At 38.8% G+C, this 21,610-nt stretch carries 23 protein-coding genes; 8 read left to right on the plus strand and 15 right to left on the minus strand.

What is annotated here, in order from left to right; translation table 11 throughout:
- Positions 1 to 897 carry an OriC activity response regulator gene (locus tag H7N69_RS02980; protein ID WP_187884758.1) on the plus strand — a complete coding sequence of 299 codons (897 nt, stop codon included), beginning with the start codon at positions 1 to 3 and terminating at the stop codon, positions 895 to 897.
- A 255-nt stretch (positions 898 to 1,152) separates the two neighbouring features.
- Complete coding sequence (locus H7N69_RS02985) at positions 1,153 to 1,989, plus strand: 5'-3' exonuclease (protein WP_187884759.1); 837 nt, start codon at positions 1,153 to 1,155, stop codon at positions 1,987 to 1,989.
- Between the two features lie 106 nt (positions 1,990 to 2,095).
- Here H7N69_RS02985 and H7N69_RS02990 read toward each other — a convergent pair whose 3' ends face one another.
- Positions 2,096 to 3,346 carry a hypothetical protein gene (locus H7N69_RS02990; protein ID WP_187884760.1) on the minus strand — a complete coding sequence of 417 codons (1,251 nt, stop codon included), beginning with the start codon at positions 3,344 to 3,346 and terminating at the stop codon, positions 2,096 to 2,098.
- A 167-nt stretch (positions 3,347 to 3,513) separates the two neighbouring features.
- Here H7N69_RS02990 and H7N69_RS02995 point away from each other — a divergent pair, with 167 nt between their 5' ends.
- The 4 genes from H7N69_RS02995 (at position 3,514) to fur (ending at position 6,545) form a co-directional block, all read left to right on the plus strand.
- The gene (locus H7N69_RS02995) at positions 3,514 to 4,380 is read left to right on the plus strand and encodes a DnaJ C-terminal domain-containing protein (protein ID WP_187884761.1); all 867 of its coding nucleotides are present in this window, start codon (positions 3,514 to 3,516) and stop codon (positions 4,378 to 4,380) included.
- 9 nt (positions 4,381 to 4,389) lie between these two features.
- On the plus strand, positions 4,390 to 4,761 hold the full coding sequence (locus H7N69_RS03000) for a heat shock protein transcriptional repressor HspR (protein ID WP_000332997.1): 372 nt from the start codon (positions 4,390 to 4,392) through the stop codon (positions 4,759 to 4,761).
- Complete coding sequence (locus H7N69_RS03005; RefSeq protein ID WP_187884762.1) at positions 4,758 to 5,933, plus strand: replication-associated recombination protein A; 1,176 nt, start codon at positions 4,758 to 4,760, stop codon at positions 5,931 to 5,933. The genes H7N69_RS03000 and H7N69_RS03005 overlap by 4 nt, the downstream gene beginning before the upstream one ends.
- Before the next feature lie 159 nt (positions 5,934 to 6,092).
- A complete protein-coding gene (fur, locus tag H7N69_RS03010) occupies positions 6,093 to 6,545 on the plus strand; it encodes a ferric iron uptake transcriptional regulator (protein WP_001253271.1) in 453 nt (150 codons plus the stop codon).
- A gap of 20 nt (positions 6,546 to 6,565) precedes the next feature.
- On the opposite strand, the gene H7N69_RS03015 is transcribed toward fur, so the two are convergent.
- From H7N69_RS03015 to rpsO, 13 genes are all read right to left on the minus strand, one after another.
- Positions 6,566 to 7,063 carry a DUF2147 domain-containing protein gene (locus H7N69_RS03015; protein WP_187884763.1) on the minus strand — a complete coding sequence of 166 codons (498 nt, stop codon included), beginning with the start codon at positions 7,061 to 7,063 and terminating at the stop codon, positions 6,566 to 6,568.
- The gene (locus H7N69_RS03020) at positions 7,060 to 7,596 is read right to left on the minus strand and encodes a NanQ anomerase/TabA/YiaL family protein (protein ID WP_187884764.1); all 537 of its coding nucleotides are present in this window, start codon (positions 7,594 to 7,596) and stop codon (positions 7,060 to 7,062) included. The genes H7N69_RS03015 and H7N69_RS03020 overlap by 4 nt, the downstream gene beginning before the upstream one ends.
- Positions 7,597 to 7,624: 28 nt before the next feature.
- Entirely contained in the window at positions 7,625 to 8,488 is an 864-nt protein-coding gene (gene fliY / locus H7N69_RS03025) for a flagellar motor switch protein FliY (RefSeq protein ID WP_187884765.1), read from the minus strand.
- A 3-nt stretch (positions 8,489 to 8,491) separates the two neighbouring features.
- Positions 8,492 to 9,556, minus strand: coding sequence for a flagellar motor switch protein FliM (gene fliM, locus H7N69_RS03030; RefSeq protein WP_000763568.1), 1,065 nt, complete (start codon positions 9,554 to 9,556; stop codon positions 8,492 to 8,494).
- Entirely contained in the window at positions 9,549 to 10,316 is a 768-nt protein-coding gene (locus H7N69_RS03035) for an RNA polymerase sigma factor FliA (RefSeq protein WP_078243900.1), read from the minus strand. The genes fliM and H7N69_RS03035 overlap by 8 nt, the downstream gene beginning before the upstream one ends.
- Complete coding sequence (locus tag H7N69_RS03040) at positions 10,294 to 10,608, minus strand: hypothetical protein (RefSeq protein ID WP_001265943.1); 315 nt, start codon at positions 10,606 to 10,608, stop codon at positions 10,294 to 10,296. The genes H7N69_RS03035 and H7N69_RS03040 overlap by 23 nt, the downstream gene beginning before the upstream one ends.
- A gap of 4 nt (positions 10,609 to 10,612) precedes the next feature.
- The gene (ylxH, locus tag H7N69_RS03045) at positions 10,613 to 11,497 is read right to left on the minus strand and encodes a flagellum site-determining protein YlxH (RefSeq protein ID WP_001064498.1); all 885 of its coding nucleotides are present in this window, start codon (positions 11,495 to 11,497) and stop codon (positions 10,613 to 10,615) included.
- On the minus strand, positions 11,494 to 12,870 hold the full coding sequence (gene flhF / locus H7N69_RS03050) for a flagellar biosynthesis protein FlhF (RefSeq protein WP_001872639.1): 1,377 nt from the start codon (positions 12,868 to 12,870) through the stop codon (positions 11,494 to 11,496). Before flhF ends, ylxH begins: the two co-directional genes overlap by 4 nt.
- Positions 12,867 to 13,355, minus strand: coding sequence for a 2-amino-4-hydroxy-6-hydroxymethyldihydropteridine diphosphokinase (folK, locus tag H7N69_RS03055; RefSeq protein ID WP_031250607.1), 489 nt, complete (start codon positions 13,353 to 13,355; stop codon positions 12,867 to 12,869). The genes flhF and folK overlap by 4 nt, the downstream gene beginning before the upstream one ends.
- Positions 13,355 to 14,428 carry an aminopeptidase gene (locus H7N69_RS03060; protein WP_165559206.1) on the minus strand — a complete coding sequence of 358 codons (1,074 nt, stop codon included), beginning with the start codon at positions 14,426 to 14,428 and terminating at the stop codon, positions 13,355 to 13,357. The genes folK and H7N69_RS03060 overlap by 1 nt, the downstream gene beginning before the upstream one ends.
- Positions 14,429 to 14,441: 13 nt before the next feature.
- Positions 14,442 to 14,954, minus strand: coding sequence for a type II 3-dehydroquinate dehydratase (gene aroQ, locus H7N69_RS03065; protein ID WP_000699294.1), 513 nt, complete (start codon positions 14,952 to 14,954; stop codon positions 14,442 to 14,444).
- A gap of 130 nt (positions 14,955 to 15,084) precedes the next feature.
- Positions 15,085 to 16,374, minus strand: coding sequence for an O-antigen ligase family protein (locus H7N69_RS03070; RefSeq protein ID WP_187884766.1), 1,290 nt, complete (start codon positions 16,372 to 16,374; stop codon positions 15,085 to 15,087).
- A gap of 43 nt (positions 16,375 to 16,417) precedes the next feature.
- Positions 16,418 to 16,690: a 30S ribosomal protein S15 gene (gene rpsO, locus H7N69_RS03075; RefSeq protein WP_001197108.1), complete on the minus strand. Its 273-nt coding sequence runs from the start codon at positions 16,688 to 16,690 to the stop codon at positions 16,418 to 16,420.
- Positions 16,691 to 16,826: 136 nt separating this feature from the next.
- On the opposite strand from rpsO, the gene flhA reads away from it, so the two are divergent.
- Together flhA and H7N69_RS03085 are read left to right on the plus strand one after the other, a co-directional pair.
- Positions 16,827 to 19,028 (plus strand): flagellar biosynthesis protein FlhA, encoded by a 2,202-nt coding sequence (flhA, locus tag H7N69_RS03080; RefSeq protein WP_001262901.1) that lies wholly within the window; start codon positions 16,827 to 16,829, stop codon positions 19,026 to 19,028.
- A gap of 28 nt (positions 19,029 to 19,056) precedes the next feature.
- A complete protein-coding gene (locus H7N69_RS03085) occupies positions 19,057 to 20,100 on the plus strand; it encodes a 3',5'-cyclic-nucleotide phosphodiesterase (RefSeq protein ID WP_187884767.1) in 1,044 nt (347 codons plus the stop codon).
- Positions 20,101 to 20,892: 792 nt separating this feature from the next.
- Here H7N69_RS03085 and hsrA read toward each other — a convergent pair.
- Positions 20,893 to 21,564 (minus strand): response regulator-like transcription factor HsrA, encoded by a 672-nt coding sequence (hsrA, locus tag H7N69_RS03090; RefSeq protein WP_001265004.1) that lies wholly within the window; start codon positions 21,562 to 21,564, stop codon positions 20,893 to 20,895.
- Positions 21,565 to 21,610 lie beyond the last annotated feature (46 nt).

Here is a 21,610-nt window from a genome sequence, read left to right on the forward strand (position 1 = left end):
ATGAAAATCTTAATCATTGAAGACGATTTAGCGCTAGCTAGGAGTATTTCGCATAATTTGCATGATTTAGGGCATTTTTGCGAGATCATCTCTAGCATTTCAGAAGAAAATAAAGAGCCTTATGATGTGATTTTGGTTTCTTCTAAAGTTTGCACTCAAGGGCGTTGCGAACACTTTGTGCGTTATAATTCCAAGCAAATCATTATCATGATGGCTTCGCATGTCAATGAAGATGGCGTGAATAAGCCCATTCAAGCGGGAGCAAGAGATTATATTCTAAAACCTTTTAAAATGGATGAATTGTTGCGTAAGATCCAATACCACAAAGCCTACCAAGAAATGACCGCTCGCTTGGGATTTTATGAAAATTACTTAGACTTTATCCATGCGGAATTGCCCTTGCCTAAAGATTTTTCTTACCGGCCGCCCTTTATCATCCACACGCCCTCTCAAGAGCTTGCGAACGCTTATTTATTGCAATACGCTAAAGAAAGGCAAATGGATTTTTCTTTTTTCTCTCTAAAGGATACCACTTGGAAAGAACTATACAAGAATAAAGACAAACTAGAACGCCCTTTTTACATCATGCATTTAGAAGAGCTTAAAAAAGATGAGCAATTGAAATTGCTAGAATTGGCCCGTTCATGCCCTATTGTTTTGTCCTATACCCATAAAGAGCCCCTAGAATTTCCTAAAATTGTGAGCATTGAATGCGGCAACAAACCCCTATCTTTGTTTAGCAACCACACGGCTTTCCTTTCCATTCAAGAATATGAAAGAGAAGCGATCAGGCATTTTTCTTCTACTTGCACCGATACAGAATTGGCTAACAAGCTTGGCATTAGCCGCAAAAGCCTTTGGGAAAAACGCCGGAAGTATAACTTACCGCGCAAATAAAAGAAAATCCTTAAGCCCTGTTTTCATTGGGCGTTTGATCATAAAAGGTAAAAATGCCAAAAGCGTTTTTACAATCAAAAGAGCTAAAACAAGCGGTGATCTCTTAAAATTTAGCGTATTTAATGAGAATAGAGCTAATTATTATTAAAATAACTTATTATTTGCTATATATTTACTATAATAGTTTAACTTTTAAAAAAGAGAAATTCAACTTAAGGATTAACCATTAGACAAGCGTTTAACAAAACAAGATTCATGCATTCAAGAACTCTTTTACTAGACATTGATTGCGTTATCCCTAATATTGTTAGGCGTTTGCTCTCTAATAAAACGCTCCCCAAAAGATTCGCCGCTTATAGCTTGCAAGAAGTGGGCATTATTTTTCTCACCACTCAAATTTTATCTATCATGCGCAAAACCCGTTGCTCTAAAACGCTTTTTTTTATCACTAGGGGCAGAGAGAGTTTCCGCTACCAGCTGTGCGATCATTACAAACAAAAACGCCACCAATTTGATGAAGATTTTAAAGCCCTTCTAAGAACCCTAAAAATCGCCATTGTGGAAAAATACCCCCTAAAAAAAGGGGCTAAAATCCAGGGCGAACATTGTTTTGAATATGAAGCCGATGATATTATCTCTTTTTACAAAAAGAAAGACCCCAACAATTATGTGATAGCCAGCATGGATAAGGATATTTTGTATTCCAATAGAGGTTCTCATTTCAACTTGAAAACCAACGCTTTTTTTAATGTGAGTCAAAAAGAAGCCCATTTTTTTGCTTATTACCAGTGCGTTGTGGGGGATAAGGGGGATAATATTAAGGGGGTCAAAGGGATTGGTGGCTTCAACTATAAAGATTTTTTAAACGAAGACGCTAAAGAGCATGAATTGTGGGAGCAGATCATTCAAGCGTTCAAAATTAAAGAAGACTTGAGCGATAGCGAAGCTAAAGAAAAGGCTCTTTTAAACATGCGTTTAGTCAATATGCACCAGATGACCCACCATGGCGTGATCAAACTATGGGAACCTGAGTTTAAAAAAGCTTTTTTCCCTAAAAAACCCCAAAGACCTGATTCTAAAAGAATTTCTTAAAACAAAAACTTCTTTTAATATTGATTTTTAAACAAAGAAATTATCGCTTGCTTTATCGCTTACTTTTGGCAAGCCCTTTGCTATTGATTGCAAAAATGGCATTTTTTTAAAACAAAAACTTCCCAAAAAAGACAAAAGAACTATCTCCAAGGCTTTTTCTCGTGGCTTTAGAATTGTAAGCATACACATACCCCCCACCCATATCAAAAGACAAACTCCTATAAGTCCAAACCCTAAAGCTGCTCATTAAAGAATATTCTTGGTAATCCCCAAAAGCCACCATCGCGTCTAAACGCACCCTTTTAGTCTTAAGCCCTAAAAAAACATAGCCTGAAATGCTAGAATTAGCAAAATAAATCGCTGGCACACCGGGCGCGTTGATCCCACGGCCATAGAATTTAGTCCTGTCGTTAAAAGTCCATAGATAACCCTTATTGTTCCTTGCCGGAACGATATAAAAACCCGTTCCAAAATTAAAAATTTTGTATTTAAAAGTTTGATCGATCAAAAACAAGCCGGCATTTTTAGCGTTTGTAGCACTATCAGTGTTGCCGTATTGATACATGCCATGCACTAGAGTGCGCGAAGTGAAACCCTTAGCTAAAGAAGCGTCATACTCCAACTTACCCCCCACTTGCACTAAAACATTTTGAGTGGGCAAAGGCAAGCGGGTGTCCGTTAAAATAAAAGGAACCACTTTAAGATTTTCATGCCTGTATTCTGCACCCAAAACAAACACTTCCCCCCCCACATACAAGCGTTTAGACACAGGATCATAAGACGCTAGAGCGTTTAGGGAAATGGCGATCCGATTCCCTTGCTCTTTATTGATTTGATGCCCGTTATAAAGCATGCTATCCATAAAAATCCCAAAATAACGCATGGAATTTTGCTTGAAAGCCACAGAAACCCCTTGAATATTGCCCCCTATCCAATCAAAATCCACAAAATCGGTATTGAAACGCCCTAAAGCGATTTTAAAACGCTGGTTAGCGTATTGAAGATACGCATCAGAAACATCGCCAGCGCTCAAATAAGGTTTAACGTTGTTAGGGTTACCAAAAAAATTCCCTAGACTGATGTAAAGGTTAGCCAAACGCTGTTTGTTATAAATATTCCAAGCCCCAATCGCTCCAATACCAAAGGACCACCCGTTGCTATAAGAAAAATCCACCCCAAGGCGCGCTAAAGCCCCCACATAGCTGTGAGGGTTTTTTTGCGCCCCTTGATTATACAATAACCCCAGATAGCCAAAAGGTTTGACTGCGATTTCTAAAGCCTTCAAAGACAGACCATTTAAAAAAAGGATCCCTAACGCTAAATAATAATATCTTTTCTTATTTTTCTTATATTGCATTAAAAACTCATCGTGGATTTAAACTCAATATTTTAGTTAAAATTCCTTTTAATTGCGCTGAAACGGGTTTAAAATCTCAATTACCACTAAACATTATCAATAAACTTGATTGACTAACACTAAAGATTTATGATAGTATTCTAATAAAACTATTTTAAAGGTGATCCATGAGTAAGAGTTTATACCAAACTTTAAACGTGAGCGAAAACGCCAGCCAAGATGAAATCAAAAAATCCTACCGCCGTTTAGCTAGGCAATACCACCCGGATTTGAATAAAACCAAAGAAGCCGAAGAGAAATTCAAAGAAATCAACGCCGCTTATGAAATTTTGAGCGATGAAGAAAAACGCCGCCAATACGATCAGTTTGGCGACAACATGTTTGGGGGGCAGAATTTCAGCGATTTTGCCAGAAGCCGTGGTCCTAGTGAAGATTTAGACGATATTTTAAGCTCTATTTTTGGGAAAGGAGGCTTTTCGCAAAGATTTTCTCAAAACTCGCAAGGCTTTTCTGGCTTTAATTTTTCCAATTTCGCCCCTGAAAATTTAGACATGACCGCCACTTTAAATGTCTCTGTTTTAGACACCCTTTTAGGCAATAAAAAACAAGTGAGCATCAATAATGAGACTTTTAGTCTTAAAATCCCTATCGGCGTGGAAGAGGGCGAAAAAATCAGGGTTCGCAACAAGGGGAAAACGGGGCGAATGGGTAGGGGCGATTTGCTCTTACAGATCCATATTGAAGAAGATGAAATGTATAGGCGCGAAAAAGACGATATTATCCAAATCTTTGATTTACCCTTAAAAACGGCTCTTTTTGGAGGGAAAATTGAAATCGCCACTTGGCATAAAACCTTAACCCTAACCATTCCCCCTAACACCAAAGCGATGCAAAAATTCCGCATCAAAGACAAAGGGATCAAAAACAGAAAAACTTCGCATGTGGGGGATTTGTATTTGCAAGCTCGTTTGATCTTGCCTAAAACGGAAACGCTTTCTAATGAGTTAAAAGCGCTATTAGAAAAAGAATTGTAAGGAGGAATCGTGTGCGATTATGATGAACCGCTTTATTTGATAAGCGTTGTGGCTAAAATCTTAGGCGTGCACCCTCAAACCTTGCGCCAATACGAAAAAGAGGGTTTGATAGAGCCTAGCAGGACTGATGGGAAAATGCGCTTGTATTCCCAACGAGACATGGACAAAATCAAAACAATTTTACGCCTTACAAGGGATATGGGGGTTAATCTAGCGGGCGTGGATATCATTTTGCGCTTAAAAGAAAAGCTTGATGAATTAGACAATCTCAATAAAGAACTGCAAGACGCTCTGCAAAAACACTCTAAAAACAACAAAACCCCAACGAAAAATTTAAACACCCCTACGAATTTTTACGAATTGATTTTATTTAAAAAATGAGCCTGACTGCGCTTTTAAACCCAAAAAGCCTAGAAGATTTTTTAGGCCAAGAGCATTTAATAGGGAAAGACGCCCCCTTATTTAAAGCCCTACAATCCAAACACTTCCCCCATGTCTTTTTCTATGGCCATCCTGGCGTGGGTAAAACAAGCCTGGCTCAAATCATCGCCCACATGCTAGAGCGCCCCATTCTTTCATTTAATGCGACAGATTTTAAGCTAGAGGATTTGCGCCTTAAGCTTAAAAATTACCAAAACACCCTTTTAAAACCCGTTGTTTTTATTGATGAAACCCACAGATTGAATAAAACCCAACAAGAATTTTTACTCCCCATTATGGAAAAAGATCACGCTTTAATCTTAGGGGCTAGCACGCAAGATCCTAATTACAGCCTAAGCCATGCGATCCGCTCAAGAAGTTTTATTTTTGAATTAACCCCCCTAAAAAAGAGCGATTTAGACAAGCTTTGCACTAAAGCTTTAACATTACTCAAAAAACAAATAGAGCCTAGCGCTAAAACCTACCTTTTAAACAACAGCGCTGGCGACGCTAGAGCGTTATTAAACCTTTTAGATTTGAGCGCTAAAATAGAAGATCCTATCACTTTAGAAACGCTGCAATCCTTACGGCCTCATAGCCTAAATGACGGATCTTATAGCGATGATACGCATTATAACCTTACTAGCGCGTTAATCAAGTCTTTAAGAGGGAGCGATGAAAACGCTTCCATCTATTATCTGGCGCGCTTGATTGCTGGTGGGGAAAACCCGGAATTTATCGCCAGAAGGCTGGTGATTTTTGCGAGCGAAGATATTGGTAACGCTAACCCAAACGCCCTTAATTTAGCCGCTTCTTGCTTGTTTTCAGTCAAACAAATCGGCTACCCTGAAGCGCGCATCATTTTAAGCCAGTGCGTGATTTATCTGGCTTGTTCGCCCAAGTCTAACACGGCTTATAGAGCGATCAATCAGGCTTTGGATTGCGTTCAAAAGGGCTTGCTCTACCCTATCCCTAAACACCTGCTACCTAACGCTAAAGATTACCTTTACCCGCATGATTATAACGGCTATGTCAAACAAGATTATTTAGAAAAACCCCTCAATTTGGTTTCTTCTCAAGGCATAGGGTTTGAAAAAACCCTTTTAGAATGGCTTGATAAAATAAGAAATTGATCTTATAAGTTGCATTAAAATGCGACAATGGTAATAAAAAATCAACATTTTTTGATTGAATTAAAATAATAATGAGTTTTATCTATGGTTCATCGCATTATTATTGTATAATAATATTCTAGTTATAAAAATCATTTTACAGACAAGGGAAATATTAGCATGAGAAGGTTAGAAACTTTAGAATCCATTTTAGAGCGCTTGAGAATGTCTATCAAAAAAAACGGACTCAAAAATTCAAAACAAAGGGAAGAAGTGGTGAGCGTTTTGTATCGCAGCGGCACACACCTAAGCCCTGAAGAAATCACGCACTCTATCCGCCAAAAAGACAAAAACACCAGCATTTCTTCCGTGTATCGCATTTTAAATTTCTTAGAAAAAGAAAATTTTATCTGCGTTTTAGAGACTTCAAAGAGCGGTCGGCGTTATGAAATTGCGGCTAAAGAACACCATGATCACATCATTTGTTTGCATTGCGGTAAGATCATTGAATTTGCAGACCCTGAAATTGAACACCGCCAGAATGAAGTCGTTAAAAAATACCAAGCCAAGCTGATTAGCCATGACATGAAAATGTTCGTGTGGTGCAAAGAATGCCAAGAGAGTGATGATTAAAAAAATTTAAAGAAGCTAGCTTAAATAGGGCTATCTTTAAGGGTTTTAAGGACTTCGTCCAAGTTAAAACGCTTGAGCTTTAGATTTTTGATTTCTTCATCGCTCAGGCGTTTCCAGGTGAAAGTCTTGCCGACATACCCCCATTTGTCATAGCTTGAAGTGAATTCCAAATCCCCGTTTGAATTTTGAGTGACTCTCACATGGTAGGTCTTGCCGTCATAAAAATTATACGCTTTACCGCCTTTATAAGATCGTTCCCCAACCTTAATCAAATCGCTTAAAAACACCACGCCTTTATCGCTGCGATTCCTTAGTTTTGGGTTAGGGTTAAACTTGTCTTTTCTGGCTTTAGAGCCATCCGCATCAGAAATACCATAGGCATAGAACTTCCCATTATGCTCAAAAAACTCCACAAAAGAGCTTTTCATGTATAAAAATTCTTGAGTTTGATAAATTCCAGGCAACTCTACAGCCCTTAAAAAACAACAAAAAACTATAACAAGACTCACCAATTTCATAATTTTAATTTGATTAACCCTTTAGGCGCTTTAACGACCGCTTTAAAAATCGGCTCTTCCCTATATTTTTCAAAAGACTCCCCATAGAACCTCAACGCATGCGCATCGTTTTCAAAAAAAATAGCCAGCATGCCCGCATCCAAACGCAAAAAAGAAGCTTCACTAACCGGCTCATAAACGATCAAATCTCTTTTTTCATCATAAGGGGTTTTAATGGTGGCTTGATTGATACCAACCACTTTAGCCCCCTCAACGCCTTTGATGATCAATTGGAAATCCACATATTGTCGGTGGCTTTCAAAAAAGCCTTTCTCGCCCTCTTTAGCATGCTCTAAACAATAGCTCTGCTCTATGCTAAAAATGCCATGCCCTAAAGGCGTTTGAAATTCCGTATTAGGATCGAGATTTAAAACCCTTTGATTCGCTCCACTACCCTTTTGCATGACCTCTTTTAAATACGCATGCAAAATTTCTAATTCTTGCGTTTTTTTAAACAAATGCCCAAGCGAGCCTAATTCCCCAAAAATAGCCATACTCTTTTCCTTTTTATGATAAAAAGATTTAATGTTTCAGTTGCTCTAAGCGTTCCTTTTTAGTGCCAATATCCGTGATCTGAATACCAAAATTCCCATCCACGATCACCACTTCGCCCTTAGCGATCACCTTGTCATCTACAAGAATTTCCAAAGGGTCATTCACCAATTGATCCAACTCTACCACGCTCCCTATATCCATAGAAACCACATCTTTTAAAATCATCTTTTTTTGCCCGATACGCACCTTAACATTCAATTTCACATCTAAAAGCATGCTGATATTGCGGATTTCTATGTTTTCTAAAGACGCATCGTGGGTTTTAACCTCTTCAGTAGCGCTCTGTGTCGTTTCTTCTTTTTCTTCTTTATGCGTTTTTTCAAATTGGCGTTCAAAAGCTGCCGTAGTCAATAAAATGATTTGGCTTTCTTTGATGGCTTCCATTTTAAAAGAAAACACCATCGCTTTAGCGTAATCTTCTTTTTTAGGAAGTTCTTTAGCGATTTCAGCGTTTATAGTGGTGAAATTGAGTTTAGGGAGCAATTCTTGAGACTTCAAGCTTGTAGCGATCGCGCCAAAAATATTAGAAGCCATTTCTTTAAACGCGTCTAAATCGTCATTATCCATTTCTTCCTTACTCGCCCCCTCACCTCCTAACATCAAATCGCTTAAAGCGGTAACTAAAACTACCGGAGCCAGCAATTCAATAGAGCTCTCTTCTTTTTCAATCGCGCTTATCACAACTCTTGCATAAGGCGTGCTGATCAAACTCTCCCAAGCTTCTTCACTATTAGAAATTTCTTTTTCTAATCCCACGCTTGGAGCCTTACCCACTAACCCTTCTAAAGTGGAGACAACCTCTTGAATAAAAATCTTAATAAAATCTTGCATTTCTCACTCTTCTTCTATTTTCATAATATCGCCCACTTTGCCTCTGCGCTGTTCTTCTAGCATTTCTAAAATTTCTTTAGTGCGTTCTTTTTCGCTATAGATCACTTCTTTAATTTGAATGGTTTTCCTATACCCTTGAAACCCCACGCTCGCTAAATAACGCTTTTTTTTATGCACATACACGCTCACTTCATCATTAGCGACTTTATTCAACCGGATAGTATCCCCCACATCTAAATCCAACATTTCTTTCAGGCTCAATTCTACCGCGCCCAAAAACACGATCATATCCACGCTCACCCCACTCAATAGCGCTTGCAATTCCTTATTACGGCTCTTTTTAGAGTTCGTCTCTGAAAGCATCAAATCCCTACTCCCCATTTTAGAAAGAATGCTCTCAATGGAAATCACCGGGTAACAAATATTCATCATCCCACGGCTATGCCCAATGATAATCTCTAAAACCACCATGATAGAAATTTCATTTTGAGCGACGATTTGGACCACATTCGCGCTGGATTCTTTAGCGTCAATGGTAGGATACATCTCCACCACAGGCGACCACACTTCTTTTAAAATTTGCATCACCTGGCGTAAAATCGTGTCCAATAAATTCAATTCAATATCGCTAAACTCCCTATTTTGATCATACGCGCTCCCCTTACCCCCTAATAGTCTGTCAATCATAGGGAAAGCGATGCTAGGATTAATTTCTAAAACCCCTGTTCCTCCCATAGGCTTCATGGAAAAGACATTAAAACTCGTAGGGCTAGGCAAACTCATCAAAAATTCGCCATAAGTCATTTGATCCACGCTATGGAGCTGGATCTCTACAATAGAACGCATGATAGAAGAAATTTGACTGGAAAGATTCCTAGCCATTTTATCATGGATACTCCTAAAAGAACGCAGTTGCTCCTTACTCACACGATTAGGGCGTTTGAAATCATAGAGGGTTACGCTGCGCTGCGGGATAATATCTTTTTTTTGGACATTTTGAATATCCACATTCTCATCAACGACCTCTAAAAGCGCATCAATTTCTTCTTGGCTTAAAATATCAGCCATGATCCACTCCTAAGGATTTACGCACCTTTTTAATCACTTCTTTAATGATTTGAGAAATGCGCGATTCAGTAATGCCTAAAATCTCTTTGATCTCGCTCAAATTCAACTCTTCAAAGTAATAAAGCTGGATAAGGATTTGCTCTCGTTCGCTCATTTGATTCAATACTTTTTGGACATGCTCTAACAACTCTTCTGCTTCAATCTTTTTAGTGATTTCATCTTGCTCAATCGCATTGAATTGCTCATCTATTGGCACTAACGCATAAATATCTGAGGCCGTTTTGGCTTCTCTAATCTTTTCAATATTTTCGCCTAAAGCTTCTGCTAAATGCTCATCGCTAGGCTCTTTCCCATGCTCATTAAGGTATTTGGTGATTTCAGCATCAATGCTTTTAATGAGTTTCCTGCTAGAGCGAGAAATCACATCTAAAGAGCGCAAATAATCTAGCATCGCCCCATTGACACGAGTCTTCGCATACCCCCAAAAAGAATCATTTAACGCGCTCTCATAACGCCTGGCTAATTTAATCAATTCTTCAGTGCCAATAGAAACCAGATCGTTAAAATCAATAGAGCTGGGCAAGCGCTCTTTTAAACGAAACGCCATGGCGCGCACGGCTGGTAAATACTGGATAGCGAGCGCGTCTTGATGGTGGTGTTGCTGCTCATCATAGGCGTTCAAAACCTTTTCTATATTTTTTTCACTGGTTTCAGTTTTTTGAATTCCTTTGGGCATTCTATTTTCCATCATCAAAATCATAATTTCTAATGTAATTTAAAATACTAGCCACTTCTTTTTCTCTGTTTTTAAACTCATGGTTGAAACGAAGCAAACTCTCTTCAGTGCCTTTTTTATCAAAAAGACAAATATCTAAATCCGTGCAAGCGATAAAGATAGACGCGAACAATAAGGCGATCAAATACCCCCCAAGCGTGGATAACACCGTCCATAATAAAATGCTCTCTGGCTCATTGAATTTCAACACCGAAAACACTAACCCCAAGAAAAACCCCACCACAACAGAAAAATGGATAAAATTTTGAACTCTCATCAGTCTACCCCAAATACTTCAAAAGCCTTTTAAAAAAGCTTTTCAAACCTTCTTTTGGTATTTCTAAAGTGCCGGTTTCTAGTTTAGAAACTAAAAGGCTCGCTATCTGGTCAATGGATTGCGAAAACAAATCGTTGGGGGCTATTTTCCTCAAAATCTTTCGCTCTCTCACATAGCGTTTCAATAAGGAGCTGTTTTCAATCGCCCCTAAATAGTGCAATTCTAATGAAGCGATATTGTTTTTAGCCACTTTAAACAGCCTTTCATAAGTCGCCCTGCCTTCTTTAGGTTGGGCTACCATGTTAGCGATAAGGAACAATTCATCTTTATTTTTAGAGTTGATTTTAATGCATGCATACGCATCGGTAATCGCTGATGGATCGGGTGTGGTAACAATCACCACGCAATCGCTCGCGTTCAAAAACGCTTGCGTAGTGGCTCCAATCCCAGCGCCTGTATCAATCACAATATAATCTAAAGAGCTTAAAACCCCCTCTTCATCTACGAATCGATCCAAAGCTTCCGCGCCGCTAATGTATTTTAAAATTTCTTCGCCGCTATCCCCAGGGATTAAGCAAAGTCCGGGTTCAATCTCGCAAATGACTTCTTGCAATTTGGCTTCGCCTTTTAAGGCATGCAAGATATTTTTATGAGTTTTCACCCCAAAAATGACATCCAAATTCGCTAAACCAATATCCGCATCAAACACCCCTACCTTATAACCTTTCTTGTATAAAGAGTAAGCTAAATTAGCGCTAATGTTGGATTTCCCCACGCCCCCCTTACCGCTTGTGATAGCGATGAATTTGGTATTCCCCTTATTATCAAAAAAACTTTTAGGGTTTTTAAGATTCATCAAATTATCTAAGCGGCTCGCTTGATTGTTCATGCTTGTTCCTTATTGGGGTTACTAAAGCCATCTAGCATGCAATCCACTAAATATTCGTTAGTAGCCACTTTCAAATCCATAGGCACTTCTTGGCCGACAGAAAGATAGCTGATAGGTTTTTGGCTTTCATGCACTAAAGAAAACAAATTCCCTAACCCCCTACTCTCATCTAATTTCGTAAAGATTAAAGTGTCAATCCCTAACACCCCAAAAGAATCATAAATATCTTTCATGTCTTCATACTTAGTGGTAACTGAAAGCACTAAGGACACATCAATATTATAACCCCCATCTATAAATTCCTTCAAACCGGCAATTTTTTCTTTATCGTATTGCGAATGCCCTGTCGTATCCACTAGAATAAAATCGCAGTATTCCAAAGCTTCAATTTCTTTAGCAAAATCCTTAGCGTCAATCACCGCTTCTATACTCATTTTCATTTTATTAGCATACCAACTTAATTGCTCCAAAGCCCCAATGCGATAATTGTCTAAAGTGATAATGCCCACCTTGTATTTTTTCGCTAGCATCCTAGAATAGCGCGCGGCTAATTTGGCTAGAGTCGTCGTTTTCCCCACGCCTGTTGGCCCTACAAGCATTAAGATGCGTTTTTGCCTTAAATTCAAATCTTCAGGGCGGCACAAGATCATTTTACGCAACACTTCTCTAAAATAGCGCTTGATCGTTACGGAATTTTCCCGCATGCGTAAAGGCATCAATTCCAGGCTCAATTGCATGATTTCATCTAAATGGCTGGATTTCATCCCGCTTTGTTTGGCCAGTTTGTAAATTTCGGCAAATTCTTGAGGGATATTGACAGAATTGGGGTTTTTCTCATCCCAAAACATGTTTTGAATGAGTTTTAAGCTGTCTCTGATTTTACTTAATTGCAGATTAATATCTTTAATCTCTTCTTCTTGTTTGACCTCTCTTTTTTCTCTTTCTTTTTTATGGTTGGCTTCATCTTTTAAGGCTTGCAATAAAGCGTCTTGCTTATTAGCCTCTAAAGGCGTATCCTCTAACGGGGCGTCTTTTTCTAAAAGGATCTTATTTTTTGAAAAACTATAGTTGCGCTGATTAGATGAAACCCCGGCGAGTTTGCGCATTTCTTCTACGGTGCTTGAAAGCTGCATGACAACATCTTCTTCATTCAATTCTTCATCATACAAACTCTCTGGAATGAGGGGGGCTTTAGGGGGCTTGTTTTCGCTCTCTTCTTCAACCGCCACAACGATCTCATAAAGCCCAGAAGAAGTGAGCGTTTTTTTACGGATTTCTTGCGTTTTAAACACCAGCGTATCCACCCCATGGTGGCTTTGAGCGATCTTTAAAGCTTCAGCGGCCGTCTCCCCACTATAGGTATAGAATTTCACCACTCCCCTTTTTTAAAAAGAATTTGTTGCAAAGCCAACGGCACTAACACCGAATCCCTTTCACTCCATTTAGGGTGAGGTAAAGTCAAATCATTCTGCCTTAAAATGACTTGGTTGAAAGCGATAATATCAATATCCAAAGTTCTTGGAGCGTCTTTAAAATCGCGCTTCCTTTGGCGCCCAAAACGCCTTTCTATATAAAAAACCAGAGCAAAAAAATGGCACAAACTTAAAGATGTTTTAAGGATGATCGTAGCGTTGTAAAAGTTGGGTTGATTAGTGTAACCAAAAGGCGGATTGATATAAACAGGCGAAGAAAAAATTTTCCCGATTTTACTATGATTTTTAAAATATAAAAAACAATTTTTTAATATTTTTAAAGGGCTTTTAAGATTAGATCCTAGTCCTAAAACCACCCTATTAGAAAAATCAAGCCTTTTTTTAAAAAGGCTAGGGAAAAAGCGGCTAATAAGGATCTCTCGCATCACAAAAGCTCAGCCCTAGAATTTTTGATCACCACTAAATCTTCAATGCGCACCCCAAAAAACCCGGGGATATAAATCCCAGGCTCTATGGAAAACACCATGCCCTCTTCTAAAATGGTTTCACTGCGCGATGAAATATAAGGAAGCTCATGAATGTCTAAGCCAATGCCATGCCCGGTGCTGTGAGTGAAATACTGCCCATAACCATAATCGCTAATCACTCCCCTAGCCAAGCTGTCCGCTTCTTTACCGGTCATGCCCGCTCTAATGCCTGAAATAGCCTTTTCTTGCGCTTCTTTCACAATGTCATAAATCTTTTGACGCTCTTTATCCTTGAAACTCTGCTCTCTTTTGAAGACAAAATCTTTAGGGTCAAAAAAAGCCGTGCGAGTCCTATCCGAGCAATAGCGTTCGTATTTGATCCCCATATCCAAAAGAATGCTATGCTCCGCTTTTAAAAAATCCTTTGCGCTAGGCAAAGCATGGGGCTTGCTCGCGTTCGCATTCAAGGCTAAAATAGGCTCAAAACTCAGATCATAAACCCCCTCTTTAGTCAAAAAGTCCTTAACCTTATGCTGCAAATACCGCTCGCTCAAGGATTCTTTTTCATCAAAAATCTTTTTCACATACTCAGCAAAATTTTCAAAAGCTTCAACATTCAACGCTTGAGATTTTTTGAGGAGTTGGATCTCATGATCGTTTTTAATGATGCGTTTTTGGCGGTGGTAACTAGGCACGCCCTCTAAAATAACCTTATTCCCAACCGCCGAATCCAAACGCTTATAGGTTTGCAAATTCACTTGATTGGGATCAAAAAAGAGCTTTTTAACCGAGTGTTTTGTGATCAAATCAATCGCGCTTTGCACTAAATCGCTGGATTCTATTACTTCCGCTAAAGCACCATTTTTAGGCTGAATGCTTTCTTTAGCTTCTTGAGTGTAGCGAGAATCAGTGATAAAAAACGAGCGATCCTCTAATTGCAAAAACAAAGCGTTATCGCAACTATAAGCACATTCAAAAAACATCGCGTTTTCATTGAGCGTGAAATGCGATTCTCTCTCTAATCCTCTCATCAACAACCCCCTTTTATTTTTGATTGTTGATCGGGTTATTGGGGTTATTAGGGTTATTTTTTTGGGCTTCTTGGAACGCTTTCATTTCGGCTAAAATATTCACCATCGCCATTAAAGCCATGTTGTAACCAAGCGGGCCAAATCCCATGATCACGCCTCCACAAGCCGCTCCAGTGTAAGAATTTTTCCTGAATTCTTCTCTGGCTTGAATGTTAGTGAGATGCACTTCAATGACAGGTTTGCCCGCTAGCATGATCGCATCCGCAATCGCAATAGAAGTGTGCGAAAACGCTCCAGGGTTAATGATAATCCCTTCATAATCGCTGCCCACGCTCTCTTGGATTTTATCAATGATTTCGCCCTCAAAATTGGTTTGAAAAAACTCTAATTCCACTTCTAAATTGCCTTGTTTCACGAAAGTTTGCATGATTTCATGAATTTGGTCTAAGGTTACCATGCCATAAAGTCTTGGGTCTCTGTGTCCTAACATGTTTAAATTAGGCCCTTGAATCACTAAAATTTTCATTAATTTATTTCTCCTTGTTGAATATGGAATGAAACCGCATTATAGCATAAGTTTTTATCTTACCCCTTAAATCCCCCTAAGAACGCATTGTCAAGAAACTACCGCTTGACTAGCGTTAAATTTTTTGATGCTAAAAAGCGCTTTTATCCTTTTTTAAAAAAACAGCCATCATGACCATTCCTACAAAAAAACTTCCCGTAATGAAGAAATCAAAGGGGTCAAACCCGATACCAAAAACGAGATAAAAAGTGAGAGTCGTTAATATAAAGAGTGAGATTAAAGAGTTTTGCTTTATCCCGCTCCAAAAAATCTTTACAATGACTAATAAAAAAAAGAGCCAGATTAAAAAGCCTATGATCCCCCTAGTGGCTAGAACATGAATGATTTGGTTGTCGTATCTTTCATAACAAAGAATCAAATCTTTGGCTCTGTAAGAATGCGATAAAGATAAAATCTCTTCTAACCTCTGGCATTTCTCGCTAGCGGCCATACCAAAAAAGGGCCTTAAACGCAAAACCGTTAGGGCTTCTTTCCAACGCTCCAAACGCCACCCGATACTGCTATCAGCGTCCTTTTTAGCGTAGCGTTTCAAATCTTCTTCAAAGCTTTGGTTTTGAACCCTAGATTGCTCTATTGCCCCCCTTTTTTCTAAAGCGTTACTCCCCATATACAAAGCGCTCAAAACAAGACTCACAACCACCATATAGCTCAATGGTCTGAGCGATTTTTTGGCGTATAAAATAAAGCAAGACAGGATTAAAAAAGTAGCTACAAAGGCGATTGTCGCGCTCCTTGTAGCGCTTAAAATAACGACTAAAAACCCCACAAAAACAGAAAGGGTGAAAAAAAGTTTTTCTTTTTGATTTTGCGAATAAAGTGCATAAATATAACAGCCTAAAATGGAAACGCTCACTAAAACCACATACTCCTTAACCGTGCTAAACCCTTGCGCTCTGGGCATGTTAAAATAAATTTTTTGCACCAATGAAAGCAAGCCGTTAATGAAATTTGCAACAGCCATGCTGTAAAAAAGGATTTTTTGATTCAATTTGATTCTTAAACGGCTAGAAAAAAGCAAGCATAACGCCCCACAAGCGTAAGTTAAGGACATGTTTAGAGCGAATAAATTGTAGCGGAAAGTTTGGCTATCATACATGCTAAACATGTTAGGGAATATGCTTAAAAACACGCCCAAAAAAGCCAGAGTGAGCCATTTAAAGGGCATGGTTTTTAAATAATTAATCGTGAAAGTTTCTTTCAAAGACGCTTGGAAATAACACCTAAGAAACAAAAAAACCATTAAAACAATCAACAAGACTTGAGTTAAAGGTTTTTTAAACGAAGTGAGAAAAAAAAGGGCAAAAATTAAAGTGAAAACAGAGTCCGCACTGAAAAAGGCTTTCAAACGCTCTTTCAACACAAAATCGCCATGATGATTTAAAATCCCCTAAAACCGATAAAAACTACCTGTCTTTAATGCCTAACTTTTCAATCAAAACCACATAACGTGCATGATCGGTGCGTTTGATGTATTTCAACAAGTTGCGTCTTTGAGCGACTAATTTTAAAAGCCCTAAACGACTGGAATGATCTTTAGGGTTAGTTTTTAAATGTTCGGTTAAAAGCTTGATCCTTTCATTCAACAACGCCACTTGCACTTCACAAGAACCAGTATCGTTTGCTTTAGTAGCAAACGCCTTAATGATTTCTTGTTTTTTCTCCAGATTCAAAGCCATAACGACCTCCTAATTGGTAATAATTTTAAAAGAAGCTATTATAGCGTAAAATAAGCTTTTTTGCGCCATACTCTTAAACTTTATATTATAATAAGAGACAAACACACCTACCAAATTAAGGCATTGATTTTAGATTATGGCAAACGAACGCTCCAAATTAGCTTTTAAAAAGACTTTCCCTGTCTTTAAACGCTTCTTGCAATCCAAAGACTTAGCCCTTGTGGTCTTTGTGATCGCTATTTTAGCGATCATTATCGTGCCGTTACCGCCTTTTGTGTTGGATTTTTTACTCACGATTTCTATTGCGCTATCGGTGCTAATCATTTTAATCGGGCTTTATATTGACAAGCCTACTGATTTTAGCGCTTTCCCCACTTTACTCCTCATTGTAACCTTATACCGCTTGGCTTTAAATGTTGCCACCACTAGAATGATTTTAACCCAAGGCTATAAAGGGCCTAGCGCGGTGAGCGATATTATCACGGCGTTTGGGGAATTTAGCGTGAGCGGGAATTATGTGATTGGGGCGATTATCTTTAGTATTTTAGTGCTAGTGAATTTATTGGTGGTTACTAATGGCTCTACTAGGGTTACTGAAGTGAGGGCGCGATTCGCTCTAGACGCTATGCCAGGAAAGCAAATGGCGATTGATGCGGATTTAAACTCAGGGCTTATTGATGATAAGGAAGCTAAAAAACGGCGCGCCGCTCTAAGCCAAGAAGCGGATTTTTATGGCGCGATGGATGGCGCGTCTAAATTCGTCAAAGGCGATGCGATCGCTTCTATCATCATCACGCTTATCAATATCATTGGAGGGTTTTTAGTGGGCGTGTTTCAAAGGGATATGAGTTTGAGCTTTAGCGCTAGCACTTTCACTATCCTAACCATTGGCGATGGGCTTGTAGGGCAAATCCCTGCCTTAATCATTGCGACAGCGACGGGTATTGTCGCCACTCGCACCACGCAAAACGAAGAAGAGGACTTTGCTTCTAAACTCATCACACAGCTCACCAATAAAAGCAAAACTTTAGTGATTGTGGGAGCGATTTTATTGCTTTTTGCAACCATTCCTGGACTCCCTACCTTTTCTTTAGCGTTTGTAGGGACTCTCTTTTTGTTCATCGCATGGCTGATTAGCAGGGAGGGAAAAGACGGGTTGCTCACTAAATTAGAAAATTATTTGAGTCAAAAATTCGGCTTGGATTTGAGCGAAAAACCTCACAGCTCCAAAATCAAACCCCACACCCAAACCACAAGGGCTAAAACCCAAGAAGAGCTTAAAAGAGAAGAAGAGCAAGCCATTGATGAAGTGTTAAAAATTGAATTTTTAGAATTGGCTTTAGGCTATCAGCTCATTAGCTTAGCGGACATGAAACAGGGGGGCGATTTGTTAGAAAGGATTAGGGGCATTAGAAAAAAGATAGCGAGCGATTATGGTTTTTTGATGCCGCAAATCCGGATCAGGGATAATTTGCAACTCCCCCCAACGCATTATGAAATCAAGCTTAAGGGCATTGTGATTGGTGAAGGCATGGTGATGCCGGATAAGTTTTTAGCTATGAATACCGGTTTTGTGAATAAAGAAATTGAAGGCATTCCTACTAAAGAGCCGGCTTTTGGAATGGACGCTTTATGGATTGAAACTAAAAATAAAGAAGAAGCCATTATTCAAGGCTATACTATTATTGATCCAAGCACCGTTATTGCGACGCACACCAGCGAATTAGTGAAAAAATACGCTGAAGATTTTATCACTAAAGACGAAGTGAAATCCCTTTTAGAGCGCTTGGCTAAAGACTATCCTACGATTGTAGAAGAGAGTAAAAAAATCCCCACCGGTGCGATCCGCTCAGTCTTGCAAGCCTTGTTGCATGAAAAAATCCCCATTAAAGACATGCTCACTATTTTAGAAACGATTACCGATATTGCCCCATTGGTTCAAAACGATGTGAATATCTTAACCGAACAAGTGAGGGCGAGGCTTTCTAGGGTGATCACTAACGCTTTTAAATCTGAAGACGGGCGTTTGAAATTTTTAACCTTTTCTACCGATAGCGAACAATTTTTGCTTAATAAATTGCGAGAAAATGGCACTTCTAAGAGCCTGCTGCTCAATGTGGGCGAATTGCAAAAACTCATTGAAGTGGTCTCTGAAGAGGCCATGAAAGTCTTGCAAAAAGGGATCGCTCCGGTGATTTTGATCGTAGAGCCTAATTTAAGAAAAGCCCTTTCTAATCAAATGGAGCAGGCCAGGATTGATGTGGTCGTGCTAAGCCATGCGGAATTAGATCCTAACTCTAATTTTGAAGCCTTAGGCACGATCCACATTAACTTTTAATTTAATTTATAAAATAAAAAGGAAAATAATGCAAGTTTACCACCTTTCACACATTGATTTAGACGGCTATGCATGCCAGCTTGTTTCAAAACAATTTTTTAAAAATATCCAATGCTATAACGCTAATTACGGGCGTGAAGTCTCAGCGAGAATTTATGAAATTCTAAACGCGATCGCTCAATCTAAAGAGAGTGAATTCCTTATTTTGGTTAGCGATTTGAATTTGAACTTAAACGAAGCAGAGTATTTGCAAGATAAAATCCAAGAACACCGCTTGCAAAATAAAGACATTCAAATCCAGCTTTTGGATCACCATATTAGTGGTAAGGAAGTGGCTGAGAGTTTCCATTGGTATTTTTTAGACACGAACCGCTGCGCGACTAAAATCGTGTATGAATTTTTGAAAAATCGCTACAAAATTTTAGAGCCAAAAAACGCAACATGGCTAGAGCCTTTAGTGGAAATGGTCAATTCTGTGGATATTTGGGACACGCAAGGTTATGGCTTTGAATTAGGCAAGGTGTGCATGCGCATGATCACTCAAAGCTCTGAATTGAACCGCTTCATGTTTGATGATGAAAACCGCAACTATAAGTTAAAGCTTTTAGAAGAAGTTAAAAACTATTTGTTTTTAGAAAATGCCCCTATAGCCTATGATAATGATTTGTTCAAGCTTAAAAAAATCGCTCTAGGGGGCGACCCTACTACAGAAACGATGGACAATATCTCTTCAAACGCGCAAACGCGTTTGCTCTCTTTAAAAAAGCATGATTGCAGCGTTTATTACCAGGATAAAAAAGGGTTTTTAAGTTATTCTATGGGGGGTATTAGCGTGTTGGCTAACCTTTTTTTAACGCAAAATCCGGATTTTGATTTTTATATGGATGTGAACGCTAAAGGGAATGTGAGCTTAAGGGCGAATGGGAATTGCGATGTGTGCGAACTCAGTCAAATGTGTTTCAATGGGGGCGGGCATAGGAATGCGAGCGGGGGCAAGATTGATGGCTTTAAAGAAAGCTTTAATTATAAGGACATTAAAGAGCAAGTTGAAGAAATTTTCAATAACGCCTAACACTAAAGTTAGCTGTTTATAAAAAGCGTTGGTTATAAAAACTAAGAGTTTAAAACTTTTTTGGAAAGGTTTAGAAACTTCTATTTTATCATTTTGTATAAACCCATTTCTTTAAGGTAAAGGGGTATTTTAAAAACTATTCCCCTATATTCCCCTACAAACCCCCTAACCCCAAAAGGTCGCTTAAAGAGTTATCGTTTGGTTAAAATCAAGCCTTTTTATTATTGATTGTAAAAAATGCTTTTTTAATATTTTTAGGTTTTTTAATCCGTAATCACAGCCAATAGTGGTTTAAGTTATCCCTCTATTTTATTGTTTTGTGTTGCGGGTATTTGGAGCATGTTAGGGTTTGGGGTAATAGCGGGTGGTTATCTTAAAAACGAGACAACCAACTATGAAACGATTAGTCATCATGGTTTTATGGTTCTCGCAACGCCACTACACTAAAATTTTAGTGCAAGCTAGAGTTTAGCTAGCGTTTTCTTTGTGTATTTTTCTTGTATCCCATAAAAATCCCACAAAAATAAGACTTTGTCAATATCCAATGAAAACAGAGCCAAATCTTATATTTTTGTATTTTGATGGATATTTAAATCCATGAATTGATATGAATTTATTTGAGTGTTTTTTAATCAAAATACCTCACTAATCCAACTACAGATAAAATAATCATACCACCCAACCAAACATAATATGACATTATTGCTATCGTTATTAAAATATTGTCAATGATCTCGCACCCGCTCCACCCCACGACAACCAATCGTATTTTTTAGCAAAAAATTACGAAGTTTACTCTTCACACGCCGGTTTGGGGTAGCAAAAACGATAGCCTCTGCGCCTCACGGTTTCAACCGTGGAAATCCCTAAGGGTTTATCCATTTTTTGGCGGATTTGATTGATAGCCACTTCAATCACATTAGGGGTAACCATTTCAGGCTCTTCCCAAATAGCGTCTAAAAGCTGTTCTTTGGAGACGATTTGATCCCTATGTCTGGCAAGATGGGTAAGCACTTCAAAAGGCTTCCCTTTCACTTCAACTTCACGCCCCTTGTAAATAATCTTTTCTTCATCAGGGCTAATGGTCAAATCCCCAATTTCAATCACATTAGAGCCCCAAAACCTCAAACGAGCCTCAATCCTTGCGACTAAAGCCTTAATGCTGCGGTAAGGCTTAGCGATATAATCGTCCGCGCCCTGCTCAAACGCATGGACTTCTTCTTCGCTTGTAGGGTTATCAGAAGAAACTAAAACAACAATAGAAGAATGCTTTTCCTTGATTCTAGAAACAAAACTTAAAGCGTTTTTATCGCTAACCATAACCAAGTCATAGTTCCTAATATCCATAAGATATTCCCCATCCTCTAAACTCTCTGTTACATCAGCCATAAAGCCTTTAACATTTAAGCCCTTTTCAATTTCTCCACCCAAAACAGAACTTTTTTCAATCAGTAGAACGCGCATGGTGTATGACTCCTGCATTTAAGAGTAATTCAAGCACTGATTATAT

Origin of the sequence: Helicobacter pylori (assembly GCF_014497725.1) — a bacterium.
GTDB classification, from domain to species: domain Bacteria; phylum Campylobacterota; class Campylobacteria; order Campylobacterales; family Helicobacteraceae; genus Helicobacter; species Helicobacter pylori_DE.